General features: G+C 53.1%; 27 protein-coding genes, 1 pseudogene and 1 riboswitch. Of the genes and pseudogenes, 25 read left to right on the forward strand and 3 right to left on the reverse strand.

Annotated features, from left to right (window positions below; genetic code table 11):
• Positions 1–683 precede the first annotated feature (683 nt).
• Positions 684–821, forward strand: a pseudogene (locus XYCOK13_RS22385) (transposase family protein); the annotation flags it as partial.
• A gap of 57 nt (positions 822–878) precedes the next feature.
• Positions 879–1,577, forward strand: coding sequence for a hypothetical protein (locus XYCOK13_RS22045; protein WP_244865250.1), 699 nt, complete (start codon positions 879–881; stop codon positions 1,575–1,577).
• Here XYCOK13_RS22045 and XYCOK13_RS18060 read toward each other — a convergent pair.
• From XYCOK13_RS18060 to tadA, 3 genes are all read right to left on the reverse strand, one after another.
• The gene (locus XYCOK13_RS18060; RefSeq protein ID WP_213413646.1) at positions 1,537–1,992 is read right to left on the reverse strand and encodes a MarR family winged helix-turn-helix transcriptional regulator; all 456 of its coding nucleotides are present in this window, start codon (positions 1,990–1,992) and stop codon (positions 1,537–1,539) included. The genes XYCOK13_RS22045 and XYCOK13_RS18060 overlap by 41 nt on opposite strands.
• A gap of 130 nt (positions 1,993–2,122) precedes the next feature.
• On the reverse strand, positions 2,123–2,290 hold the full coding sequence (locus tag XYCOK13_RS18065) for a hypothetical protein (RefSeq protein WP_213413647.1): 168 nt from the start codon (positions 2,288–2,290) through the stop codon (positions 2,123–2,125).
• Positions 2,291–2,417: 127 nt separating this feature from the next.
• Complete coding sequence (gene tadA, locus XYCOK13_RS18070; protein WP_213413648.1) at positions 2,418–2,873, reverse strand: tRNA adenosine(34) deaminase TadA; 456 nt, start codon at positions 2,871–2,873, stop codon at positions 2,418–2,420.
• Positions 2,874–3,192: 319 nt separating this feature from the next.
• Between tadA and ychF the strand changes: the two genes are divergently transcribed.
• From ychF to XYCOK13_RS18185, 23 genes are all read left to right on the forward strand, one after another.
• Complete coding sequence (ychF, locus tag XYCOK13_RS18075; protein WP_213413649.1) at positions 3,193–4,293, forward strand: redox-regulated ATPase YchF; 1,101 nt, start codon at positions 3,193–3,195, stop codon at positions 4,291–4,293.
• A gap of 33 nt (positions 4,294–4,326) precedes the next feature.
• Complete coding sequence (prfA, locus tag XYCOK13_RS18080) at positions 4,327–5,397, forward strand: peptide chain release factor 1 (RefSeq protein ID WP_213413650.1); 1,071 nt, start codon at positions 4,327–4,329, stop codon at positions 5,395–5,397.
• An 18-nt stretch (positions 5,398–5,415) separates the two neighbouring features.
• A complete protein-coding gene (gene prmC / locus XYCOK13_RS18085) occupies positions 5,416–6,303 on the forward strand; it encodes a peptide chain release factor N(5)-glutamine methyltransferase (protein WP_213413651.1) in 888 nt (295 codons plus the stop codon).
• A 111-nt stretch (positions 6,304–6,414) separates the two neighbouring features.
• A complete protein-coding gene (gene spoIIR / locus XYCOK13_RS18090; RefSeq protein ID WP_213413652.1) occupies positions 6,415–7,086 on the forward strand; it encodes a stage II sporulation protein R in 672 nt (223 codons plus the stop codon).
• Between the two features lie 38 nt (positions 7,087–7,124).
• Positions 7,125–8,180, forward strand: coding sequence for an L-threonylcarbamoyladenylate synthase (locus XYCOK13_RS18095; RefSeq protein WP_213413701.1), 1,056 nt, complete (start codon positions 7,125–7,127; stop codon positions 8,178–8,180).
• A 96-nt stretch (positions 8,181–8,276) separates the two neighbouring features.
• Positions 8,277–8,804: a manganese efflux pump MntP gene (locus XYCOK13_RS18100; protein WP_213413702.1), complete on the forward strand. Its 528-nt coding sequence runs from the start codon at positions 8,277–8,279 to the stop codon at positions 8,802–8,804.
• A gap of 16 nt (positions 8,805–8,820) precedes the next feature.
• Positions 8,821–9,462 carry a low molecular weight protein arginine phosphatase gene (locus XYCOK13_RS18105; RefSeq protein ID WP_244865251.1) on the forward strand — a complete coding sequence of 214 codons (642 nt, stop codon included), beginning with the start codon at positions 8,821–8,823 and terminating at the stop codon, positions 9,460–9,462.
• 72 nt (positions 9,463–9,534) lie between these two features.
• Positions 9,535–9,616, forward strand: a riboswitch (ZMP/ZTP riboswitch).
• Between the two features lie 97 nt (positions 9,617–9,713).
• The gene (rpiB, locus tag XYCOK13_RS18110) at positions 9,714–10,172 is read left to right on the forward strand and encodes a ribose 5-phosphate isomerase B (protein ID WP_213413653.1); all 459 of its coding nucleotides are present in this window, start codon (positions 9,714–9,716) and stop codon (positions 10,170–10,172) included.
• A 19-nt stretch (positions 10,173–10,191) separates the two neighbouring features.
• On the forward strand, positions 10,192–10,737 hold the full coding sequence (locus XYCOK13_RS18115; protein ID WP_213413654.1) for a TIGR01440 family protein: 546 nt from the start codon (positions 10,192–10,194) through the stop codon (positions 10,735–10,737).
• 40 nt (positions 10,738–10,777) lie between these two features.
• A complete protein-coding gene (gene glyA / locus XYCOK13_RS18120; protein ID WP_213413655.1) occupies positions 10,778–12,025 on the forward strand; it encodes a serine hydroxymethyltransferase in 1,248 nt (415 codons plus the stop codon).
• Between the two features lie 76 nt (positions 12,026–12,101).
• A complete protein-coding gene (locus XYCOK13_RS18125) occupies positions 12,102–12,299 on the forward strand; it encodes a hypothetical protein (RefSeq protein ID WP_213413656.1) in 198 nt (65 codons plus the stop codon).
• A 564-nt stretch (positions 12,300–12,863) separates the two neighbouring features.
• A complete protein-coding gene (gene upp / locus XYCOK13_RS18130) occupies positions 12,864–13,493 on the forward strand; it encodes a uracil phosphoribosyltransferase (protein WP_213413657.1) in 630 nt (209 codons plus the stop codon).
• An 85-nt stretch (positions 13,494–13,578) separates the two neighbouring features.
• Positions 13,579–14,751: a non-hydrolyzing UDP-N-acetylglucosamine 2-epimerase gene (gene wecB, locus XYCOK13_RS18135; RefSeq protein WP_213413658.1), complete on the forward strand. Its 1,173-nt coding sequence runs from the start codon at positions 13,579–13,581 to the stop codon at positions 14,749–14,751.
• A 56-nt stretch (positions 14,752–14,807) separates the two neighbouring features.
• Positions 14,808–15,038 (forward strand): AtpZ/AtpI family protein, encoded by a 231-nt coding sequence (locus tag XYCOK13_RS18140; protein ID WP_213413659.1) that lies wholly within the window; start codon positions 14,808–14,810, stop codon positions 15,036–15,038.
• A complete protein-coding gene (locus XYCOK13_RS18145) occupies positions 15,031–15,414 on the forward strand; it encodes an ATP synthase subunit I (RefSeq protein ID WP_213413660.1) in 384 nt (127 codons plus the stop codon). The genes XYCOK13_RS18140 and XYCOK13_RS18145 overlap by 8 nt, the downstream gene beginning before the upstream one ends.
• Before the next feature lie 20 nt (positions 15,415–15,434).
• Complete coding sequence (gene atpB / locus XYCOK13_RS18150) at positions 15,435–16,211, forward strand: F0F1 ATP synthase subunit A (RefSeq protein ID WP_213413661.1); 777 nt, start codon at positions 15,435–15,437, stop codon at positions 16,209–16,211.
• A 111-nt stretch (positions 16,212–16,322) separates the two neighbouring features.
• Complete coding sequence (gene atpE / locus XYCOK13_RS18155) at positions 16,323–16,535, forward strand: F0F1 ATP synthase subunit C (RefSeq protein WP_213413662.1); 213 nt, start codon at positions 16,323–16,325, stop codon at positions 16,533–16,535.
• Between the two features lie 104 nt (positions 16,536–16,639).
• Positions 16,640–17,125: a F0F1 ATP synthase subunit B gene (gene atpF / locus XYCOK13_RS18160; RefSeq protein WP_213413663.1), complete on the forward strand. Its 486-nt coding sequence runs from the start codon at positions 16,640–16,642 to the stop codon at positions 17,123–17,125.
• On the forward strand, positions 17,122–17,673 hold the full coding sequence (locus tag XYCOK13_RS18165) for a F0F1 ATP synthase subunit delta (protein ID WP_213413664.1): 552 nt from the start codon (positions 17,122–17,124) through the stop codon (positions 17,671–17,673). The genes atpF and XYCOK13_RS18165 overlap by 4 nt, the downstream gene beginning before the upstream one ends.
• An 18-nt stretch (positions 17,674–17,691) precedes the next feature.
• Positions 17,692–19,209: a F0F1 ATP synthase subunit alpha gene (gene atpA, locus XYCOK13_RS18170; protein WP_213413665.1), complete on the forward strand. Its 1,518-nt coding sequence runs from the start codon at positions 17,692–17,694 to the stop codon at positions 19,207–19,209.
• A gap of 19 nt (positions 19,210–19,228) precedes the next feature.
• A complete protein-coding gene (gene atpG, locus XYCOK13_RS18175) occupies positions 19,229–20,092 on the forward strand; it encodes an ATP synthase F1 subunit gamma (RefSeq protein ID WP_213413666.1) in 864 nt (287 codons plus the stop codon).
• Between the two features lie 85 nt (positions 20,093–20,177).
• Positions 20,178–21,587: a F0F1 ATP synthase subunit beta gene (gene atpD / locus XYCOK13_RS18180; protein ID WP_213413667.1), complete on the forward strand. Its 1,410-nt coding sequence runs from the start codon at positions 20,178–20,180 to the stop codon at positions 21,585–21,587.
• 33 nt (positions 21,588–21,620) lie between these two features.
• Positions 21,621–22,022: a F0F1 ATP synthase subunit epsilon gene (locus tag XYCOK13_RS18185; RefSeq protein WP_213413668.1), complete on the forward strand. Its 402-nt coding sequence runs from the start codon at positions 21,621–21,623 to the stop codon at positions 22,020–22,022.
• Positions 22,023–22,306: the final 284 nt, after the last annotated feature.

The following is a 22,306-nucleotide window of genomic DNA, read 5'->3' on the forward strand; positions in this document are numbered from 1 at the left end:
AGGCATTACAATCAGGAAACCTTACCGCTCGTCACCACCCGTCGTATATAGGCATTACAATCAGGAAACCTTACCGCTCGTCACCATCCGTCGTATATAGGCATTACAATCAGGAAACCCTACCGCTCATGACCATTCAGCGTATATAGGCACTACCATCAAGGAATTCACCGTCCATCGCCACCCAGCGCGTATAGGCATTACAATCAGGAGCAAAATACGCCACCTAAAAAAGCCTATATAAGCATCACGATCAGGAAAGCGCTAGGAGAACTAGTTGTTCTCACATTCCGGGAATCTGTGGAATTTTATTTGCATAAACACTTGAAATAAGAACAAATGTTCGGTATACTGTGATCATAGGTTCTTGGAAGCAGGCTGGCGTCACATAGGTCACAATCCACAGGGTGAAGCCTCTTTCTTGTATCAATACTTGAAAGGAGCGGGTGCACGCGATGAATGTTGAAAGTGGGTCGAAAGGATGCAGGCAGAACGAATTTATAGGAACAGAAGGGTCTGCAAATATATCAGATTATTCAGATTCATCCGGCGGAGATGTCGATTGGGTAAGGAAGTGGTTAGGCGGGTTTTTCTTTCAAGATGCAGGATGGAAGTTGCCGGCTGATGCTGCTGAGGGGAAGAAGCTGATAACGGGCGATACATTGTCCAGTCTGCGGCGGTTTATGGACTGCTTTCGTGAGGAAGAGGCGTGCCGCAAGGCTTTGTTTTATTTAAGATGGCCGAATGGATTTTTATGTCCACGGTGCGCGGGACATCATTATTATTACATCAACAATAGAAGATTGTATGAATGTACGGCATGCGGCAATCAGACTTCCGTGACTGCGAATACGTTTTTGCACGGGACGAAATTGCCGTTGGCCTATTGGTTTTTTACGATATATTGGGTTGCAGTTGATCAGCGCTGTACGGCTTATCGATTGGCTTCTGTCCTTCAATTGCATTATCGCACTGCGCTCAGAATGCTCCATGTCATTCGTGCCGCAATGCGGGTATCCAATGGCAGGCATATGTTGTCCTCTATTGAGATCAAGGGGCAACCATCATTGTGGACTGGTGGTGTGGATGTTGATTTTTGCTCTCGCTCTGGACAGAGCATGAACCAGAAGGAAGTCTCCGTTGAAGTTGCTGGAACGCTAGAGAACGAGATGAGTCAGAGGGAAGGGCACAAGCAGGAATGCGATCGGATGAACGTGGAGGAAGGGTATCCTTCGGAGGGAATAACGTTGCCATTCGGTATGGACAAAATTTGTCTGCGAGATAATCCTTTGATAGACAGATGTCGTAATTTTTTGCTATCCAAAGCAGAGAATTATATCCGGACCGCCTACCGACGGGTCAGTGAACGCCATCGGCAGCGATATGTGGATGAATTTTTTTATCAGTGGTTGCAGCGTCATGAGCACAACCCGTTTCAATTGGGAAAAAGCTTGCTCCGCGCTTGTGGCACATTGGTGTACCAAGAGAATATCCAGGCCTGGATCCGACCTGTTTTTTCCCCAAGCCAAACTTGGTCTAGGAAAAGCGCTGCTGCACATCCTGACCAAGCTGCTTGATAAGCGCAATGGCGGTTTGCTTCTCTTGTGCAGAGAGAGAGCTCATGGCCGATTGAATAAAGTTGGCATGATCCGGAAAGATGCTGTGAAACAACTCCTGGCCCTTGCTCGTGATGACTGCGTAGGTTACACGGCGGTCATTCTCGCACGGTTTGCGCTGGATAAACCCCTTTTCCTCCAGTTTATCGGCAACATAAGTAATGCTGCCGCTTGTGAGCAAGATCTTCCCTGCAATTTGCTGCAGCGGAACTTCACCTTTGTGATATAGAAGCTCCAACACAGCAAATTCTGTCAAGGACAGTCCATGCCTGCGGATATCCTTGGCACTTATCTCCATCAGGACTTTATGTGCTTTGGACAGCACTACAAAGAGCTTGAGCGATAATGCTTGGTCATCCAATTCATATTTTGCCATGGGCGGTCCTCATTTCTATTTTCCACAATTTAAGAAAATTATAGGGAGCCAATCATGGACTGTCAATATTCAAGTGCCGTACAGATTACACTCGGATAAAGCATTGAGTCATGCCATGCAATCCTTAACCTTAAGGGTTGCCAGGAGTTTTTGGTGTGTCTGTTTCTTTGGCATCTTTTCTTCGGTCGTTGATATCCTGATTCAGCTGCTGGGCTTGCTGGGCATTAACGCCTTCTTGTTCCAGCTTGTCTGCTACATTTAAGAGGTTTTTGTCTCCGTTAGCCGGTGCTTGTGTCATCTTCTCGCGCCTCCTAGTTCAGAAGAATAAGTATTGCTCTGTGGATAGCTTGTCAGATTGGCGCGAAATCTATGCAAGCATGACGGTTCATTTACCCCAATATGCACACCATGTCTATGGCGGGAAGCTATTGTTCCTTGCGAAGCCTCCGGAAAAACTGGGTGAGCAGAGACCCGCAAACATCAGCCATGACTCCTGCGGTAAGCTCGCAAGTGTGGTTGAAGCGCTGGTCTTGCAGCAAATTCATAAGAGTTCCTGCGCAGCCTGCTTTTGGATCGGTTGCGCCAAATACGACGCGGTTGACCCGGGACATAAGAATAGCGCCGGCACACATGGGGCATGGCTCCAAGGTGACGTATAAAGTGCTGTCCAGAAGCCGCCATGCGGAAAGATTCTTGCTGGCTTCACGAATCGCAATCATTTCGGCATGTGTAGTCGGATCTAGAGAGCTTTCCCGCAGGTTATGTCCGCGCCCGATGATGCTGCCGTTTTTGACAATGACTGCCCCAATGGGCACCTCTCCTTTTTGCTCAGCAAGCTTGGCTTCCTCGATAGCGGCCTGCATCCATCTTTCGTCGTCCACTTGAAGTCCCCCTCGTTCATGATCTTTCACCCTATACTAACAAATCGTTAGCTTCATTTGTTTCGCTGCATGACTGCTGCATGCTATTGGCGAACAGGTATTCGTTTTTGTACACAGGCTGTGGATAAGCATGTGGATATGTCAGGTTTTCTGTGAACAAGCTGGTGATAACTGCGCACCTGCATGGTGATAACTTTTTTCAAGTGTAGTGTAAAAAAGCGCAGGTATCTTTGGCAAGTGACAAGCGCTGCATTGTGCCAAACGCCTTCCTGCTATATAATAATATAGATTGGGACTTAGAAGGAGTGTGTAACCGAATATGGCTCTGAAGGCAGGGATTGTCGGTTTGCCGAATGTCGGCAAATCCACTTTGTTCAATGCAATTACACAAGCAGGCGCAGAATCCGCCAATTATCCGTTCTGTACAATCGATCCGAACGTAGGGGTTGTGGAGGTACCGGACGAAAGGCTGGATAAGCTGGCTGGCATTGTGAATCCGAATAAAATTGTGCCGACGGCATTTGAGTTTGTAGATATTGCGGGTTTGGTTAAAGGGGCAAGCAAGGGAGAGGGGCTTGGGAACAAGTTCCTTGCGCACATACGGGAAGTGGATGCGATTGTGCATGTTGTGCGTTGCTTCGAGGATAGCGACATTACGCATGTTTCCGGATCAGTAGACCCGATTCGAGATATCGAGACGATCAATTTGGAATTGATCTTGGCGGACATCGAATCCGTTGAAAGAAAAATCGAGCGCTCACGTAAAAATATGAAGGGCGGCAACAAGCAGTATGCCGCTGAGGTTGACTGCCTGGAGAAGGTCAAAGCTGTCCTGTATGAGGATAAGCCGGCTCGCAGCATCGAGCTGACGGATGAAGAGAAGCTCGTGCTTCGCGATCTTCATTTGCTTACGATGAAGCCGGTATTGTATGCGGCGAATGTGAGTGAGGCAGAGGCCGCGAATGCGGATGAGAATCCATATGTCGCCAAGGTGAAGGAATTTGCCGCATCAGAAAATAACGAAGTGGTTGTGATCAGTGCCCGCGTAGAAGCCGAAATCGCCGAGCTTGAAGGGGAAGACAAGGAGATGTTCCTGCAAGAGCTCGGACTCGAGGAATCCGGCTTGAATCGGTTGATTCGAGCAGCTTATGTGCTGCTTGGGTTGGATACCTATTTTACAGCAGGGGTTCAAGAGGTGCGGGCATGGACGATACGTCGGGGGACGAAGGCGCCCCAGGCAGCCGGGGTGATTCACTCCGATTTCGAACGCGGCTTCATTCGCGCGGAGGTTGTCAGTTACGAGGATTTGATTGCGACCGGTTCGATGGCAGGGGCGAGGGAAAAAGGCTTGCTCCGTCTGGAAGGCAAGGAATATGTGGTGCAGGACGGAGACGTCATGCACTTCCGGTTTAACGTATAAAGCCTATTTTATAAGCAAGGAGTGCAAAGCATCGTGCTGGACAAATTAAGAGCGCTGGCAGACCGATATGAAAAACTGAGCGAGCTGTTGTGCGATCCGGACGTGGCGAACGATCCCGGCAAGCTGCGCGAGCTCTCGAAGGAACAATCGGATTTGCAAGAGACGTACGAAGCTTACAAGGAATATGAGCAGGTGCTGCAGCAGCACCAAGACGCCAAGCAAATGCTGGGTGAGAAGCTGGATGACGAGATGCGCGAAATGGTGAAGATGGAGCTGGATGAGCTGCAGACTCGCAAGGAAGAGTTGGAGGAGCGGCTGCATGTGCTGCTGCTGCCGAAGGATCCGAACGATGACAAGAACGTCATCGTGGAAATTCGTGGTGCAGCCGGCGGCGATGAAGCTGCCTTATTCGCCGGAGACCTGTATCGCATGTATACGCGCTATGCGGATATGCAGGGCTGGAAAGTGGAAGTGATGGAGTCGAGTGTGAGCGACCTGGGCGGATTTAAGGAAATTGTCTTTATGATTCGAGGCAAGGGTGCCTACAGCAAGCTGAAATTTGAGAGCGGTGCGCATCGTGTGCAGCGAGTCCCGGAGACTGAATCCGGCGGCAGAATCCATACTTCTACCGCAACAGTGGCCGTACTGCCGGAGGCAGAAGAAGTGGAGATTGAGATCAGCGAGAACGATATTCGAGTGGATACGTTTTGCTCCAGCGGACCGGGCGGCCAATCGGTCAATACGACGAAATCAGCCGTACGGCTTACGCACATTCCTACGGGCATTGTCGTAAGCTGCCAGGATGGCAAATCGCAAAATTCCAATAAGGAAATGGCGATGCGTGTGCTGCGCGCACGGATCTACGATAAGTTCCGCCAAGAGGAAGAGGCGAAGTATGCGAGCGAGCGGAAGAGCAAGGTGGGGACAGGCGACCGAAGCGAGCGCATTCGCACGTACAATTTCCCGCAAAGCCGCGTGACGGATCATCGCATTGGCTTGACCTTGCACAAATTGGATACGGTGCTGCAAGGCGAAATGGATGAGATCATTAACGCGCTTTCTGTCGCCGAACAAGCCGAGTTAATGGAGCAGGAAGCGCTATAAGAGGGAGCGCGTTACAGCATGGAGAAGACGATTCGAGAAGCCTACTTGGAGGCTTCTTCTTTTTTAGCATCGGCGGAGAGCCGCAGTACGCAAAACCCGGAGCGGGTGACGGAATGGATGCTGTGCAGCTTGCTCGGCTGGGACCGCAGCAAGCTGTTTCTCGATTGGCAGGAGCCGCTTCCCAAGGAAAAACAAGCACAATGGGAAGGCTGGCTGCGGCGCAAGGCTGCAGGTGAGCCCGTGCAATATATTATCGGAGAGCAGGAATTTTACGGGCGCCCCTTCCAGGTTAATCCGCACGTGCTGATTCCGCGGCCGGAAACGGAGCTGTTGGTGGAAGCGGCTCTGGCATGGGGCCGGGCATGGCGTCCGGGCCTAGTAGCGGATATTGGAACAGGCAGCGGCATCATCCCGATTACGCTGGCGCTTGAAGAACCGGCGTGGGAACTATCGGCTTCCGATTTGTCGGCAGATGCGCTCACGGTGGCGAGAGAAAACGCCGCACGCCATGGCGTATCGGGGCGGATTTCTTTTTACGAAGGCGATTTGCTGGAGCCTTGGTTGGAGCGGCATCTTGTGCCGGATTTGCTGATTTCGAATCCGCCTTATGTGCCCTTGGCCGATGAGCAGCAGATGTCTCCAGAGGTGGCGGAACACGAACCGCCAACCGCTTTGTATGGCGGGCACGATGGGCTGGAGTTGTACCGCCGCCTAGCCGAGCAACTGAAGCTTCTGCCCCGATTGCCCGATTGGATCGGGCTTGAAGTGGGCGAGGGCCAGGCCGGGGAGGTAGCGGACATGCTGCAAGGTCTGGCTGAATCTGCAGGAGAAATCAAGCGCAGCGTAAGGGTAATTCAGGACCTGGCGGGGATTGATCGCCATGTCATCCTCCAAACCGCGACCTAGTGAACGGAAAACTAGCATAATCAAAATGCTAGTTTGCTAGTATAGCATTTGCCTCTGTTGTCCATACTGGCTACTAGATTGAACCTGGACAGCAGAAAGGATGCTTATACGATGCGAATGCAAGCCCGTTATGGATATTTGCTCTTTATACTAGTTATGCTTCTCATGTCTTGGGACGCTCAGCGCAATCAGGCGCCGTTGGCGGCAGCGGCGATTCCGGAGGAATCGATACGCTTAAGAATTTTGGCCAACTCCGATGGAGCCAATGACCAATGGCTGAAGCGGCAAGTTCGGGATCGGGTAGTGGACCAAATGAACAAATGGGTGGCCGAGCCGATGTCGTTGGAAGAGGCGAGAGCGCTCGTTTCAAGCAATCTGGACGTGCTGGAGCAGGTGGTCGGCAATACGATTCGGGAAAGCGGAGCTTCATACACTTACGAGGTGCAGTTGGGTGAAGTGGAGTTTCCTGCGAAGCTTTACGGGGATCGGGTTTATCCCGCCGGCTTATACGAAGCGCTGGTTGTCACGATTGGGAAAGGCGAAGGGAAGAATTGGTGGTGTGTCCTGTTTCCTCCTTTATGCTTCGTGGACACGGTGTCCGGTCAAGCCGCCGCTGAAGAGGCCGGGGAAGACGTGAAAGACGGCGAATCGGATATGGAGGGCAAGGTTAGAGAATCGCAGGAAATCTCATCGGCAGATGTGGCGGGCGAAATGGAGTTGAGATTCTTCCTGGTGGATTGGCTGGACAAGCTGATCCAATGGATCAAAGGTTTTTTCAAGTAAAGGAGCAGCTTATGGCGAACGAAACCCGAAATACGAACATGCAGCTGGACAATGGAGCCGGCCTGATTCCGCCGACTGAGGAAGGACTTCGCGAAGCGGGACGCTTGCTTCGCGAAGGGGAAGTGGTGGCTTTCCCGACGGAAACGGTGTATGGGCTCGGTGCGGATGCCCGTTCCAGCTCAGCAGTAGAGAAGGTCTATGCAGCCAAAGGCCGGCCTTCGGATAATCCGCTGATTGTTCATATAGCAGAATTGGATCAGCTGGCCGCTATTGCCGAGCCGCCGGACGATGTGTCCGCGCGGCTGATGGCGCATTTTTGGCCGGGGCCGCTGACGGTCGTGCTCCCGGCGAAGTCCGGCGCGCTGTCGCCGCTAGTGACAGCGGGACTTGCCACGGTGGCGGTGCGCATGCCCGACCACCCGCTTGCCCGGCGGCTGATTGCCGCCGCTGGGTGTCCCTTGGCCGCGCCCAGCGCCAATCGCTCGGGGCGGCCAAGCCCGACACGCGCGGAGCACGTCGCCCACGACCTGGCCGGCCGTATAGCCGGCGTAGTTAACGGAGGGCCGACAGGTGTCGGGCTGGAATCGACCGTCGTCGAGGTAAACGACGGCTGCGTCTATGTGCTGCGCCCGGGCGGCATCAGCGCCGAGCAGCTGCGCGAGGTGCATCCGCGCGTTGAGACCGTTGCGCCGGAAACAGCCGAGCATGCGGCAGCGCCACGCTCGCCCGGCATGAAATATGCGCACTACGCGCCGCAAGGCGAGCTGACGCTTGTCGCAGGTCCGCCTAAGCAGACGGCGGCCTACATATGGAAGGCTGCCGCTGAGGCAGCGGCCCAGGGCAAGCGGGTCGGACTGCTCACCTACGCTGAGCATGCCGATGTCTATGCCTCCTTCCCTGGGCTGGTGCAAGTATGCGGCAGCCTGGCTGACCCCGCTTCAACCGCGCGGGGGCTATACGAGTCGCTCCGCGCCTTCGACGAGCAAGCGGCGGAGCAAATTTATGCGGAAGCCTACCCCGAGCACGGGCTCGGCGCCGCAATCATGAACCGCCTGCGCAAAGCCGCCGCAGGCCGCGTCCTAACAATCGGCTAGACATGTTTCCCTCCTTGTCCGCATAAGCATGAATGGACGGCGGACGATAAGGAGGAAGAAAGCTTGTCACCAATCGAAATTGCGTTCGGGCAGTGGATGACGATCTTGCTTATGGCTTTCGCGCTCGGACTGGATGCTTTTTCACTGGGGATCGGTATCGGACTGAAGGGGATTCGTCTTCTGGACGTGCTGAAGATCAGCGTAGTGGTGGGTCTCTTTCATATTATAATGCCTTTGATGGGGATGTTCACCGGGCATTACGTCGGTTCGCTGCTTGGCGGTGTGGCGGTTGCGGCAGGCGGAGGATTGCTTGCGCTGCTGGGGCTGCATATGATATATAGTTCCCTGCGGGGGGAAGGCGCGCGTTCCTTTGATTACGGCACGCTTTGGGGGCTGCTTGTCTTTTCGCTTAGTGTAAGCATTGATTCGTTCTCCGTAGGCATCTCGTTCGGCCTGTTTGCGGCGGATTTGATTGTGACAGTCATGGTGTTCGGCCTGTTCGGCAGCCTTATGTCAATAGCCGGACTGTTATTGGGGCGACGGGTATCGGGCCTGTTCGGCGAGTACGGAGAGGCATTGGGCGGAGTGATTTTGTTGGCATTCGGTTTAAAGTTTATACTATAGTCAAGGAAGAAAGGCCGTGTCTGTTTCAAGGCAAGGCGAAGAAACGGAGGTGCGGAATTTGGTCCGTGTATTGTTTGTTTGTACCGGAAATACTTGCCGCAGTCCGATGGCCGAGAAGCTGTTCCGGCAAATGGCCCAAGAACACATGCTGGCGGCAGAAGCTCGCTCTGCGGGTGTCGCTGCTGCCGATGGTACGCCGATGTCCAAGCATGCTGCCACGGTCATACGTGAAGCTGGCTGCCCGACAGAGCATCGATCCCGATCTCTGGAGCAGGAAGATGTGGACTGGGCGGATTTGATTTTGACGATGACGCAGGGGCATAAGCGCACCATTTTACAGATGTTTCCGTATACCGTAGAAAAGGTTTATACGCTGCAAGAGTATGCCTGGAATGATTCGGAACAGAAGCAGATGCGAATGGAGTGGGAAGCATTCATGGCAGAACTGCAGACGAAGCAGGCGTTGGGAGAAACAATTGCGCCTGCGGAACATGAGCGTATGCAGCAGCTGGCTGACCATTTGCGAGACGACGATATCGCCGATCCGTTTGGCGGAACCGAGGAGCACTATCGGATTGTCGCTGAGGAGATTAGATATGCAGTGGACAAGCTGGTTCGCAAGCTCGCGCAAGATGCGGGGGGCGGAGCCAGTACGTAAAAAGTGGCGCACCAGACATTTTCCAGGCTTTACAGGCAAGCACGATTGGAGTATGATGAGGGTAATTGAACAGTCTTCCGATGTAACTGGCGACAAGTGGAATGAACCACGGTGGAGCATCGGAAGGTATCGGCCGGTCGCCTGGGCAAGAGCAAGGATAACGCACGTTTGACGTGCGTGCCATGCTCTTTTTTACTTTGGGTGAAAGCAGTCGGCTGGGGAAAGCTAGTGGCAAAAGGAGGCGTATGCAAATGAAAGTGGCAATCGGTGCAGATCATGGCGGCTACAGGTTGAAGGAAGAGCTGAAAAGCTTCATTGAGAAGCTGGGCCATGCTGTTGAGGATGTCGGCTGTTCCTGTGAGGATTCCGTCGATTATCCAGATTATGCGATTCCGGCATGTGAGAAGGTGATCGCCGGTGATGCGGACCGGGCGATTCTGATTTGCGGGACGGGCATCGGCATGTCCATTGCGGCGAACAAGATGCCAGGCATTCGCTGTGCGCTTGTGCACGATACCTTCTCGGCGAAGGCGACACGCGAGCATAACGATTCGAATGTTTTGGCCATGGGCGAACGGGTAATTGGTCCGGGTCTGGCACAGGATATCGTTCAGATTTGGCTGGAAACACAGTTTTCCGAAGCAGAACGCCACGCAAACCGCATTGGAAAAATCCGCTCGCTAGAAGAGAGTTATACGCTGCATCCATAAGAAGGGGGCGCTCTGGCTTATGAATTTGCAGCAAATTACCGCAAATACGGCTGTCATTGTCCGGGAATTGGCCGAACATGCCAACCTGGGTCCGGCCCACCTGATCGTCATGGGCGTCAGCACCAGTGAAATAGCAGGCGCGCGCATTGGCACTTCAGGCGCCGAGGATATTGCCGCAGCCGTGTGGAATGGCGTGCAGCAAGTCCGGCGGGAGCACGGCTTTGCTGTAGCTTTTCAGTGCTGCGAGCATTTGAACCGTGCGCTCGTAGTGGAGCGCCGGGAATTGGTACGCTTCGGCCTCGAGGAAGTTGCCGCCGTGCCCATCTTGAAGGCTGGCGGTGCGATGGCCTCGCATGCTTTCCGGCAGCTGGAGGATGCGTGCTTGGCTGAACGCATTCAAGCGCATGCCGGCATCGACATCGGCGATACGCTGATCGGCATGCACTTGCGTCCGGTGGCTGTGCCGTTTCGCCCAAGCCTCCGCCAGCTCGGACAGGCGCATGTGAATGCGGCCTGGACGAGGCCTAAGCTGATCGGCGGGGAGCGGGCTTGCTATACAAGATGAACGGGATAGAATGAAGAATGATTCGACAGGAGGAAGAGAAATGGAACATTTACGCAAAGCCGACCGCGAAGTAGTAGAAGCAATGGGATTGGAGCTGGGACGCCAACGCGACAACATTGAGCTGATTGCTTCGGAGAACATTGTCAGTGAAGCCGTTATGGAAGCCCTCGGAACTGTACTGACGAACAAATATGCAGAAGGGTACCCGGGCAAACGGTACTATGGCGGTTGCGAATATGTGGACGTTGTGGAAAATATCGCGCGCGACCGAGCCAAGGAACTGTTTGGCGCCGAGCACGCGAATGTGCAGCCGCACTCCGGGGCGCAGGCTAACATGGCTGTCTATCTGGCTGCCCTGAAGCCAGGAGATACTGTACTCGGCATGGATTTGGCACATGGCGGTCATCTGACGCATGGCAGCCCGGTGAACGCGTCAGGCATTCTGTATAACTTCGTCGGCTACGGCGTCGATCCGGAAACGTTCCGGATCGATTACGAAGAAGTGCGCAAGCTTGCCTTCAAGCACAAGCCGCGCATGATCGTGGCTGGCGCCAGCGCTTATCCGCGCGAGATTGATTTCGCCGCACTCGGTCAAATCGCAAACGATGTAGGCGCGCTGTTTATGGTGGATATGGCGCATATCGCCGGCCTCGTTGCAGCAGGCTTGCACCCGAATCCGGTGCCTCACGCGCATTTCGTAACTACTACTACACACAAGACGCTGCGCGGTCCGCGCGGCGGCATGATCCTGTGCCGCCAGGCATGGGCGCAGGCGATCGACAAAGCGGTCTTCCCTGGCTCCCAAGGCGGTCCGCTGATGCATGTGATCGCGTCCAAGGCCGTAGCGTTTGGAGAAGCGCTGCAGCCATCCTTCAAGGAATATGGCCGCAATGTGATCGCCAATGCGCAAACGTTGGCGGAATCGCTGATGGCGGAAGGCCTGCAGATCGTTTCGGGCGGCACCGACAACCATCTGATGCTGGTGGACTTGCGCAATCTGGATATCACCGGCAAAGTGGCCGAGAAGCTGCTTGACTCCGTGCATATTACGGTCAACAAAAATGCGATTCCATTCGATCCGACCAGCCCATTTGTAACAAGCGGCATCCGGATTGGCACGCCGGCTGTGACAACGCGCGGCATGGATCAGGCAGCCATGAAGACCATTGCTCAGGTCATTTCCATGGTGCTGAAAAATCCGGAAGACGAAGCTGTTCATGAAAAAGCCCGCGGCATGGTCAAGGAACTGACGGCCCAATTCCCGCTGTACGAAGGATTGGCATATTAAGCACTGCGGCGACTCATCGTCAGGTATCTTAGTGGCTTGAGGCCATATATGCCGCAAGTGACGGATATCAAGTTACATGCATACACGACAAGAGCTGTTCCGGCGGTCGGCAAGGACCATGGAGCAGCTCTTTGCTATATGCGCGTTTGACGAGTTGATCGTCTGGGATAACTCTTGTCTGTCCTTTAGGTTAGCGGGGCTGACCAGCCTGTTGAGCGAGATGGAAATGGAGTGGAACTTGAAAGCCTTTGTTCGAGCCGAGTATCCTGCCTGAGTGTCACCTGAGTGTCGTGCCTATATGTTTGAGAAGTCGGATCGCCGCCTACCAGGTTATTTGTTTAGCGTTCCTGAGCGTCATGCCTATACACGGCAGGCTGCACCCGATGTTTTAATAATATTTTTGCATGTTGAAGATGGTTTGTAAGGGAGAAGAGAGGCACAGCGTTCTGAGCTCCGGGTAAGTTTCTGTACTTGTGGGCATGACGTTCAGGAAAGCACGGACTGACAGGGATATGGGCATGACGTTCAGGAAAGCACGGACTGACAGGGATATGGGCACGACACTCAGGGAGCACGGACTGATAGGGATGTGGGCACGACACTCAGGAAAGCACGGACTGACAGGGATATGGGCACGACGTTCAGGAAAGTACGGACTGACAGGGATATGGGCACCGCGCACAGGAAAGCGCAGATTGACGATTAAAGGCAGGGCGCACTGGGAGCGATGGTTTCTATCTGACAAATTCGGGCATAAATATACATGCATCCTTTCATCCTGCAGGGGTCAGTGTTATAATGGTTTCGGTTTAAAGTTCGGTCCTTATGGGAGGGTATTATGGGAAAAATAGTTGTTTGCGATCATCCGTTAATTCAGCATAAGCTCACCTACATACGAGATGAGAATACAAAAACCAAGGATTTCCGACAGCTCGTCGATGAAGTGGCGATGCTGATGGCATACGAGATTACGCGTGACCTGCCGCTTGAGCATGTTGAGGTCAAGACGCCAGTAGCGATCGCCGATGGCAAGGTCATCTCCGGCCGCATGCTTGGACTGATTCCGATTTTGCGCGCCGGCCTTGGTATGGTGGACGGTATATTGAAGCTGCATCCGACGGCAAAGGTGGGGCATGTTGGCTTATATCGCGATCCCGAGACTCTCCAACCAGTCGAATACTACGTCAAGCTGCCTACTGATGTGCAGCAGCGGGAATTGATCGTTATCGACCCGATGCTGGCTACAGGCGGATCGGCCAATGCCGCAATCAAATTATTGAAGGAACGAGGCTGCGCGTCGATCAAGCTGATGTGCTTGATTGCAGCGCCAGAGGGCATTCAAGCGGTTCAAGAGGCGCATCCGGATGTCGATGTGTATGTGGCGGCGATCGATGACCATCTCAATGATCACGGCTACATCATTCCGGGATTGGGCGATGCGGGGGACAGGCTGTTCGGCACAAAGTAACATATGCACGGTTCCTAATACGAAATACATAGCACTATAAATTAAGGTAAAAAGTAGAAAGAAACTGACGGGAAGGGATGAGCTTATGTCAGCAAAGTTGAGAGTGATGACGGTGTTCGGCACGCGCCCGGAGGCGATCAAGATGGCGCCGCTCGTATTGGAGCTTGCCAAGCACCCTGCGGAGATTGAATCGATCGTATGTGTCACTGCCCAACATCGCGATATGCTGGATGCGGTGTTGAGGGTGTTCAACATAAGGCCGGACTATGACCTGAATGTCATGCAAGCGCAGCAGACGCTTACTGAAATCAGCTCGCGTGTGTTGACTGGACTGGAACCGATTCTCAAGGAGTCGCGTCCGGATGTTGTGCTGGTGCATGGCGATACGATCACGACATTTCTAGCCAGCTTTGCGGCATTCATGCAGCAAATTCAGGTCGGCCATGTAGAGGCTGGGCTTCGAACATGGAATAAGCTCTCTCCGTATCCGGAGGAGATGAACCGTCAGCTTACCGGCGTGCTGGCAGACTTGCACTTTGCTCCGACTGAATGGTCGGCGGGCAATCTGCGAAAGGAGAATAAGCCGGAGGAGACGATATACATTACTGGGAACACTGTCACCGATGTGTTCCAATATACGGTCAGCAAGGATTACAGCCATCCTATTCTTGAGGAAGTCAGGGGCAAGCGTCTGATCCTTATGACTGCCCACCGCAGGGAATCGCAAGGCGAGCCGCATCGCAGAATTTTCCGAGCCGTACGGCGCATCGCCGATGAATTTGACGATGTGGCTATTGTGTATGCGGTTCATCCAAGTCCGGCTGTGAAGGGGCCGGCATATGAAATGCTGGGCGGGCATCCGCGCATTCATCTTACGGATCCGCTTGATGTGACCGATCTGCACAACTTTTATCCGCACACCCATCTTATCCTGACTGATTCCGGCGGATTGCAGGAAGAGGCGCCGTCTTTCGGCGTTCCGGTGCTTGTGCTGCGGGATACGACGGAAAGGCCGGAAGGGGTAGATGCCGGCACCCTGGAGCTGGTCGGTACAGATGAGGAGCGCGTGTACGAGACATGTGCCGCGTTGCTGACCGATTCAACCCGGTATAAACGTATGAGCGAAGCCGCGAATCCTTATGGGGACGGTCGCGCATCCGAACGGATCGTACAGGCAATCCTGCATCATTTTGGAAGAGACAATAAGCGGCCAGCTCCGTTCACATCCTGTTCACATATTTCAAATTTATCAAATTGACAAATGTCATATGCCTTCGATACAATGGGTGAGGGCAAATTGCGGAGGTTTCCTATATGAAAGGCCAGAAGAGCCAAGACAACCCATGGAAGACACTGGGCTGGACGAGCCTGATCGGTCTGGAAGTGGCTGTTTGCATAACAGCCGGATATTTTGGAGGCGCTTTTCTAGGCAGCCGCACGGGAGAACCTGCGTGGAAAATTGTGGGGGTGCTGGTCGGTTTGGCTGTTGGTATCCTCAGCATCGTGCTGCTAATCAAGCGTTACCTGGAGGAAGCGAATGAATGACCTTTCGGCCCTGCTTAGAATCTTGCTCCGCGTCTATCTGATATGGCTTGCGGGTTGTCTGCTGATATGGGCGTTTCTGCCAGACACGAAGCCATTCATGGCCGGTTTGATTCTAGGATCCTCGATCAGTTTGATCAACGCCCAACTCCTGAATGTAAAGATTATCCAATTAACCCGCTTGGTATTGGAAAATCAAGCACGGCGTTTCAGCCTCGGCTATTTATCCAGAGCGAGCCTTGTGTTAATCGCCGTGATGGCAGCACTCAAGCTTGAGCAGTTTGAGGTGTTGGCGACCGCGATCGGCATTTTCTTCACTCCGGTTGCATCCTTTTTTATTGGCTTCATTTCCAATATAAACCACAAAAGCAATCGCTGACTTGAAAGGGGGGAGATGCAATGCACGAATTGCCCATATGGGAGATTGGTGGTCTGAACCTTGATTTATCGACAATTGGCACGACCATCGTTTCTGCCGTTATTGTCTTTATTCTGGCGCGCCTGGCAGTGAGAAATCTATCAGTTGAAAATCCTGGCAAGCTGCAAAATTTCATGGAATGGGTCGTGGAATTTGTACAGGGGATTGTGGCAAGCGCCATGCCTCTGAAGAAGGGGAAGGGCTTGATTGCGCTTGGCTTAACCTTGATTATGTTTATCTTTATATCCAACCTGCTCGGTCTGCCGTTCGCGGTTATTACAGACCACAAGGAGCCAGTAACATTGATGGGCTACGACTTGGTTTCGCAAGAAGCCATTGATCGGGCAAAAGAGAAGGGTAGCGATTATGCTCACGTGTTGTGGTGGAAGTCGCCGACGGCGGATTTGTCCGTTACACTAGGGATTGCCTTGATAGTTTTTGTGATTGTTCACTATTTAGGCTTTACGCGTAACCGGCACCATTATCTCAAACATTATTTCGAGCCTTATTGGTTCTTCTTCCCGCTGAATCTGATCAAGGAAATCTTTAAGCCGATCACGTTGGGGCTGCGTTTGTTCGCCAACATTTTCGCGGGTGAAATTCTGATCGCCACCATTATTATGGCGGGGGTGTTCGGGATTCCGATCATGATCGCTTGGCAGGGCTTCAGTATATTTATCGGTGCCATCCAGGCATTCCTGTTTACGATTTTGACGATGGTTTACATCGCACAGGCTTCTATACACGAGGAGCATTAAGATTGCTTTAGCTTGGCTGATCGCTTGCGGCAATAGCGGCAATCGGCTGAGATGATATACAACATACTTTTTCAAAAATAATGTGAATTCATTAAGGGAGGATATTACACAATGGAATTTTTGGCAGCAGCAATTGCGGTAGGTCTTGGCGCACTGGGCGCAGGTTTTGGTAACGGTATGATCGTGAGCAAGACGGTTGAAGGGATTTCCCGTCAGCCTGAGCTTCGCGGTACGCTGCAGACGACGATGTTTATCGGTGTTGGTATCGTCGAGGTTGTGCCTTTGATCGGCGTCGTATTGGCGTTCCTGATGTTCTTTGGCTAAACCGACACAATATCAAGTTTAGGCGGGGAAGGCCTAAGCCGTCCGCGCCTTCCTTTTGTTCTACTCCATCTGTACCATAGCCTTCGGAAGGGAGTGAAATTTGTATGCACCTCTATTGGGAATCGATAGTATTTGCGATCATCGCATTTGGTATCCTTTACTGGCTCTTGAATAAATACGCATTCGGTCCGCTCTTCTCGATTATGGAGAAGCGCAGGGAGAAGGTAGTAGGCGAACTGAGTGAAGCAGAGGCAAGCCGCAAGCAGGCTGAGCAATATTTGGCCGAGCAAAAGCAGGCGGTTGAGGATGCTCGCAAAGAAGCATACGAAATGCTTGAGCAGGCGAAAAAGACTAGCAGCAAGCAGGCAGAAGACATTCTTGCTCAGGCGAATGCCGAGGCGGCGCGCTTGAAGGAAGACGCCTTGAAGGAAATCGAGAACGAGAAGAATAAAGCTGTGGTTGCGCTTCGCAACGAAGTGAGCGCCATGTCCGTTCTGATTGCTTCCAAGATTATCGAGAAGCAAATCGACGAGAAATCGCAGGAAGAGCTCATTAACAAGTACCTCAAGGAAGTAGGAGGCAACGTATGAGCACGGTAGGGATTGCCGCGAAACGTTATGCGCGTGCATTGTTCGAGGCGGCTAGCGAGAGAGGCATTGTCGATCAAGTCAACCAGGAGCTCGAGACGGCTGTCAAGCTGATCACGGAAAACGAGGAGTACTGGAAGTTTCTTGAGCATCCGGGCATCTCGATGGAAGATAAGCTGTCCGTACTCAACCAAAGCTTGGAGAAGCATGTATCCGAATTGGTGCTGCACACACTGCAGCTGCTCGTGCAGAGACATCGCCAAAAAGCTATCCGTGCGGTGTGGGAACAGTTCGTCAAGATTGCGGGAGAAGCGTTGGGACAGGCGAGAGCCACTGTCACCAGCCCGGCCCGACTTTCTGATGACGAGCTGAGCAAAATTGCGGATGCGTTTGGAAAGCTGACAGGCAAAAAACTGCAAATCCAGCAGGTAGTCGAGCCTTCTTTGCTTGGCGGGGTCCAGGTGAGAATCGGCGACCGCGTTTATGACGGCAGCTTGAAAACCAAGTTAGCCGATATGGAAAAAACGATCATGCGTTCACAAGCACAATAAGGATAGGGGTGAGGTTCTTTGAGTATCCGACCTGAAGAAATCAGCACGCTGATTAAACAGCAGATTGAAAATTATAAATCCGATATCCAAGTTTCCGATGTCGGCACAGTCATCCAAGTCGGTGACGGTATTGCGCGCGCGCATGGGCTGGAGCAAGTTATGGCCGGCGAGCTGCTTGAATTTGCCAACGGCGTCATGGGGATGGCTTTGAACCTGGAAGAGGACAATGTCGGTATCGTTATCCTCGGACCATATACGGACATCCGTGAAGGCGACCAAGTCAAGCGCACAGGCCGCATCATGGAAGTGCCTGTAGGCGAAGCTCTGCTCGGTCGTGTCGTAAATGCGATCGGTCAGCCGGTAGACGGCAAGGGACCGGTCAATACAACCGAGTCGCGTCCTGTTGAAGCTCCTGCTCCGGGCGTAATCGACCGGAAATCCGTTCACGAACCGATGCAGACTGGCATCAAGGCGATCGACGCCATGATCCCGATCGGCCGCGGACAGCGGGAATTGATTATCGGTGACCGCCAGACCGGTAAGACATCTATCGCGATTGATACGATTTTGAATCAGAAGAACAACGATGTCATTTGTATTTATGTTGCGATCGGTCAGAAGCAATCCACAGTAGCAAACGTTGTAGAAACACTGAGACGCCAAGGCGCGCTCGACTATACAATCGTCGTGACAGCAAGCGCATCCGAGCCGGCACCGTTGCTGTTCCTGGCTCCATATGCAGGCTGCGCGATGGGCGAGTACTTCATGTACAAAGGCAAGCATGTCCTGATCGTCTATGATGATTTGACCAAGCAGGCTGCTGCATACCGCGAGCTGTCCTTGCTGCTCAGAAGACCTCCGGGCCGCGAGGCTTATCCGGGCGACGTCTTCTATCTGCACTCCCGTTTGCTGGAGCGCGCAGCGAAGCTGAACGATGATCTCGGTGGCGGTTCGATCACCGCACTGCCGTTCATCGAAACACAGGCCTCCGACGTATCTGCGTACATTCCGACGAACGTGATCTCGATCACCGACGGACAGATCTTCCTGGAGTCTGACCTCTTCTATGCAGGCCAGCGCCCAGCTGTTAACGTCGGTATCTCGGTATCCCGTGTCGGCGGCGCCGCACAGATCAAGGCGATGAAGAAGGTTGCCGGTACGATGAAGCTCGATCTGGCGCAATACCGCGAGCTGCAAGCATTCGCTCAGTTCGGCTCCGATCTGGACAAGGCGACTCAAGCGCGCTTGAACCGCGGTGCCCGTCTGATGGAAATTCTCAAGCAGGGCGTCAATGAGCCGCTTTCTGTAGAGAAACAAGTCGTATCTATTTACACGGCTACAAAAGGCTATCTGGATGATATCGAAGTGAGCGATGTGCGCCGTTTCGAGAAGGAATTGCTTGATTACATCGACTCGAACGAGCAGGGCATCTATCAATCGATTACCGATACGAAAGATTTGACCAAGGAAAATGAAGAAGCGTTGAAAAACGCGATTGAGAAATTCAAAAAAGGCTTTGCCGGATCCCGGGCCTAACGGAAACGTGGTGAGCTAAATGGCAAAAGGAATACGCGAGATTAAGCGCCAGATCAAGAGCATGCAAAACATGAGGCAGATCACAAAAGCGATGGAGATGGTCGCTGCTTCCAAGCTGAGACGCGCGCAGCAAAGCGCTGTCGCGGCACGGCCTTACGCTGACAAGATTAAGGAAGTGATCGCCAATATCGCTGCCGGCACTACGGATGTTACGCATCCGATGCTGCAAAAGCGCGAAATTCGCAAAACCGGTTATCTGGTCATCACTTCCGACCGCGGTCAGGCCGGCGGGTACAATAACAACCTGCTTCGTATGCTCATGCAGACGATTCAGGCCAACCATCAGTCTCCTGATGAGTACGCGTTGTTCGTGATCGGGCGCAAGGGACGGGATTTCTTCCGGAAGCGCAACATGCCCGTTGTGGAGGAAGTGACAGGACTGGCGGATTCGCCAAGCTTCCAAGAAATCAGGAACATCGCCAGATCAAGCGTCAGCAACTTCGAAAAAGGCGCTTATGACGAGCTGAACCTGGTATACAACGAGTTCCACAGCGCGATTTCGCAAAAGCCGGTCATCAAGCAGCTTCTGCCGCTGGCTGACGTGGAGGCGCAAGAGGGGGGACCTTCTGCGCAATATGAATATGAGCCTTCACCGGAAGGCGTATTGGATGTTCTGCTGCCGCGTTACGCCGAGACGATCATCTACAGCGCGCTCCTTGAAGCGAAGGCGAGCGAGTTCGGCGCGCGGATGACCGCAATGGGCAGCGCGACACGCAATGCCAACGATATGATCAGCACATTGAAACTTCAGCACAACAGGGCTCGTCAGGCGGCAATCACGCAGGAAATCTCCGAGATTGTTGCGGGAGCGAACGCTTTGTAAGATAGCGGTTTAACCGTTTGGCCGCGCGCTGTTCCAGCTGCGGCAAGACGGGTTCGGCATAATTGTTTAAGGAGGGAAAAGGACGATGAGCAAAGGACGCGTTTTATCCGTCACGGGTCCGGTCATTGATATCGAGTTCGAACGTGGCCAACTCCCGGAGATTCTTAATGCGATCAAAATTCAACATAAACCTGAGACACCTACAGAGCCGGAAATCAATCTGACTTTGGAAGTGGCCACTCATCTGGGCGACAATGTTGCGCGTTGTATCGCGATGTCTTCCACGGACGGTGTTGTTCGCGGCATGGGCGCAGAGGATTTGGGTGCGCCGATTTCCGTACCGGTAGGCGACGCGGCACTTGGCCGTGTCATGAACGTACTGGGTGAGCCGATCGACAATGCCGGTCCGATTGAGACTGAGCGCAAGAGCCCGATTCACAAGGATGCGCCTAAATTTGAGGATCTGTCCGTAGAATCGGAAATTTTGGAAACGGGCATCAAGGTTATCGATTTGCTGGCCCCTTACGCGAAAGGCGGCAAGATCGGCCTGTTCGGCGGCGCAGGTGTCGGCAAGACCGTCTTGATCCAGGAACTGATTAACAACATCGCCCAAGAGCACGGTGGTATTTCCGTATTCGCTGGGGTAGGGGAGCGTACTCGTGAAGGGAACGACCTGTACCACGAGATGAGAGACTCGGGCGTTATCAACAAAACTACGATGGTATTCGGCCAGATGAACGAGCCTCCTGGCGCGCGTCTTCGCGTGGCGCTGACCGGTTTGACCATGGCGGAATATTACCGTGACGAGCAGGGCAAGGACGTTCTGCTGTTCGTAGACAATATCTTCCGCTTTACTCAAGCAGGTTCCGAGGTTTCCGCCTTGCTGGGCCGCATGCCGTCCGCGGTTGGTTACCAGCCGACGCTGGCAACGGAGATGGGCGCCCTGCAAGAACGGATTACTTCTACGAAGAAAGGTTCCGTTACGTCGATCCAGGCGATCTACGTGCCTGCGGATGACTACACGGATCCGGCGCCGGCAACGACGTTCGCACACTTGGATGCGACCACGAACCTGGAGCGGAAAATTTCCGAGAAGGGCATCTACCCTGCGGTTGACCCGCTGGCTTCGTCCTCCCGGATCCTGACGCCGGAAGTTGTTGGCCAGGAGCACTACGAAGTGGCTCAGGCTGTAAAACGCCTGCTCGCCCGCTACAACGAGCTGCAGGATATTATCGCCATCCTCGGTATGGATGAGTTGTCCGATGAAGACAAGGTAGTCGTGAGCCGCGCTCGTCGCGTAGAACGCTTCTTGTCCCAGCCGTTCCACGTAGCTGAGCAGTTTACGAACTTGCCGGGCAAATATGTTCCGGTCAAGGAAACAGTTCGCAGCTTCAAGGAAATTCTCGAAGGCAAGTACGATGATCTGCCGGAATCTGCATTCCTGTTAGTCGGTACCATTGAGGAAGCCGTAGAAAAGGCTAAAGCGCAGCAGTAATTGCTGCGCTGAAGCTAGGAGGAGGGTGGAACGATGAGTACTGTTTTGCTGGAAATAGTAACCCCGGAACGGATCGTATACAGCGAACCGGTCGATATGGTCAGCGTGCGAGGCGCGGAAGGTGAGCTTGGTATCCTGCCGAACCACATTCCGCTGGTTACGCCGCTCCGCGTTGCCCCGGTCCGCGTCAAAAGCGAAGGCAAAGAGGAGTATATCGCCGTAGGCGGCGGTTTCCTCGAGGTGCGCAAGGACAAGATCACCATTCTTGCGGAAACGGCAGAGAAGCCGGGCGAGATTGATGTAGATCGCGCACGAGCAGCCAAGGAACGTGCGGAGAAAAGGCTGCAAAGCCGCATGGAGGAAATAGATTTCCGTCGTGCAGAGATTGCTTTGCAAAAAGCTTTGACCCGTCTCGACGTCTCCCAGCACAGATAATGCATCACGGATAGAAAGCCCCTGCAAGCCAAGGAGAAACCCTGGCGCAGGGGCTTTTTGCATGCAGGGGATTTCTGAGCGAGGAAGGCAGCAGCAAATACTGTTGGACTAAGGAAATACGTTTGTTTGCGTCAGCCGGAGAAGTCCATAAAATTTCCTATTAAATCGCTTACAATCCACGATAGACGAATTCGGGGCACGTTTGTTATAATTGGGACGGTATTTATTGTGATGTTATGGATTACGTATAAAAAAGAAGAACGAAAGTCTAAGGAGGGGACACT

This window comes from Xylanibacillus composti, assembly GCF_018403685.1.
Classification (GTDB): domain Bacteria; phylum Bacillota; class Bacilli; order Paenibacillales; family K13; genus Xylanibacillus; species Xylanibacillus composti.

What these genes read in the sequence shown, in the direction of transcription:
- XYCOK13_RS18060 (WP_213413646.1), bottom strand. Translation starts at nt 1,992, where the DNA reads ATGGCAAAATATGAATTGGATGACCAAGCATTATCGCTCAAGCTCTTT.
- XYCOK13_RS18065 (WP_213413647.1), bottom strand. Translation starts at nt 2,290, where the DNA reads ATGACACAAGCACCGGCTAACGGAGACAAAAACCTCTTAAATGTAGCA.
- ychF (WP_213413649.1), top strand. Translation starts at nt 3,193, where the DNA reads ATGGCTCTGAAGGCAGGGATTGTCGGTTTGCCGAATGTCGGCAAATCC.
- prmC (WP_213413651.1), top strand. Translation starts at nt 5,416, where the DNA reads ATGGAGAAGACGATTCGAGAAGCCTACTTGGAGGCTTCTTCTTTTTTA.
- spoIIR (WP_213413652.1), top strand. Translation starts at nt 6,415, where the DNA reads ATGCGAATGCAAGCCCGTTATGGATATTTGCTCTTTATACTAGTTATG.
- XYCOK13_RS18095 (WP_213413701.1), top strand. Translation starts at nt 7,125, where the DNA reads ATGCAGCTGGACAATGGAGCCGGCCTGATTCCGCCGACTGAGGAAGGA.
- XYCOK13_RS18100 (WP_213413702.1), top strand. Translation starts at nt 8,277, where the DNA reads ATGACGATCTTGCTTATGGCTTTCGCGCTCGGACTGGATGCTTTTTCA.
- rpiB (WP_213413653.1), top strand. Translation starts at nt 9,714, where the DNA reads ATGAAAGTGGCAATCGGTGCAGATCATGGCGGCTACAGGTTGAAGGAA.
- XYCOK13_RS18115 (WP_213413654.1), top strand. Translation starts at nt 10,192, where the DNA reads ATGAATTTGCAGCAAATTACCGCAAATACGGCTGTCATTGTCCGGGAA.
- glyA (WP_213413655.1), top strand. Translation starts at nt 10,778, where the DNA reads ATGGAACATTTACGCAAAGCCGACCGCGAAGTAGTAGAAGCAATGGGA.
- XYCOK13_RS18125 (WP_213413656.1), top strand. Translation starts at nt 12,102, where the DNA reads ATGCATACACGACAAGAGCTGTTCCGGCGGTCGGCAAGGACCATGGAG.
- upp (WP_213413657.1), top strand. Translation starts at nt 12,864, where the DNA reads ATGGGAAAAATAGTTGTTTGCGATCATCCGTTAATTCAGCATAAGCTC.
- wecB (WP_213413658.1), top strand. Translation starts at nt 13,579, where the DNA reads ATGTCAGCAAAGTTGAGAGTGATGACGGTGTTCGGCACGCGCCCGGAG.
- XYCOK13_RS18140 (WP_213413659.1), top strand. Translation starts at nt 14,808, where the DNA reads ATGAAAGGCCAGAAGAGCCAAGACAACCCATGGAAGACACTGGGCTGG.
- XYCOK13_RS18145 (WP_213413660.1), top strand. Translation starts at nt 15,031, where the DNA reads ATGAATGACCTTTCGGCCCTGCTTAGAATCTTGCTCCGCGTCTATCTG.
- atpB (WP_213413661.1), top strand. Translation starts at nt 15,435, where the DNA reads ATGCACGAATTGCCCATATGGGAGATTGGTGGTCTGAACCTTGATTTA.
- atpE (WP_213413662.1), top strand. Translation starts at nt 16,323, where the DNA reads ATGGAATTTTTGGCAGCAGCAATTGCGGTAGGTCTTGGCGCACTGGGC.
- atpF (WP_213413663.1), top strand. Translation starts at nt 16,640, where the DNA reads ATGCACCTCTATTGGGAATCGATAGTATTTGCGATCATCGCATTTGGT.
- XYCOK13_RS18165 (WP_213413664.1), top strand. Translation starts at nt 17,122, where the DNA reads ATGAGCACGGTAGGGATTGCCGCGAAACGTTATGCGCGTGCATTGTTC.
- atpG (WP_213413666.1), top strand. Translation starts at nt 19,229, where the DNA reads ATGGCAAAAGGAATACGCGAGATTAAGCGCCAGATCAAGAGCATGCAA.
- atpD (WP_213413667.1), top strand. Translation starts at nt 20,178, where the DNA reads ATGAGCAAAGGACGCGTTTTATCCGTCACGGGTCCGGTCATTGATATC.
- XYCOK13_RS18185 (WP_213413668.1), top strand. Translation starts at nt 21,621, where the DNA reads ATGAGTACTGTTTTGCTGGAAATAGTAACCCCGGAACGGATCGTATAC.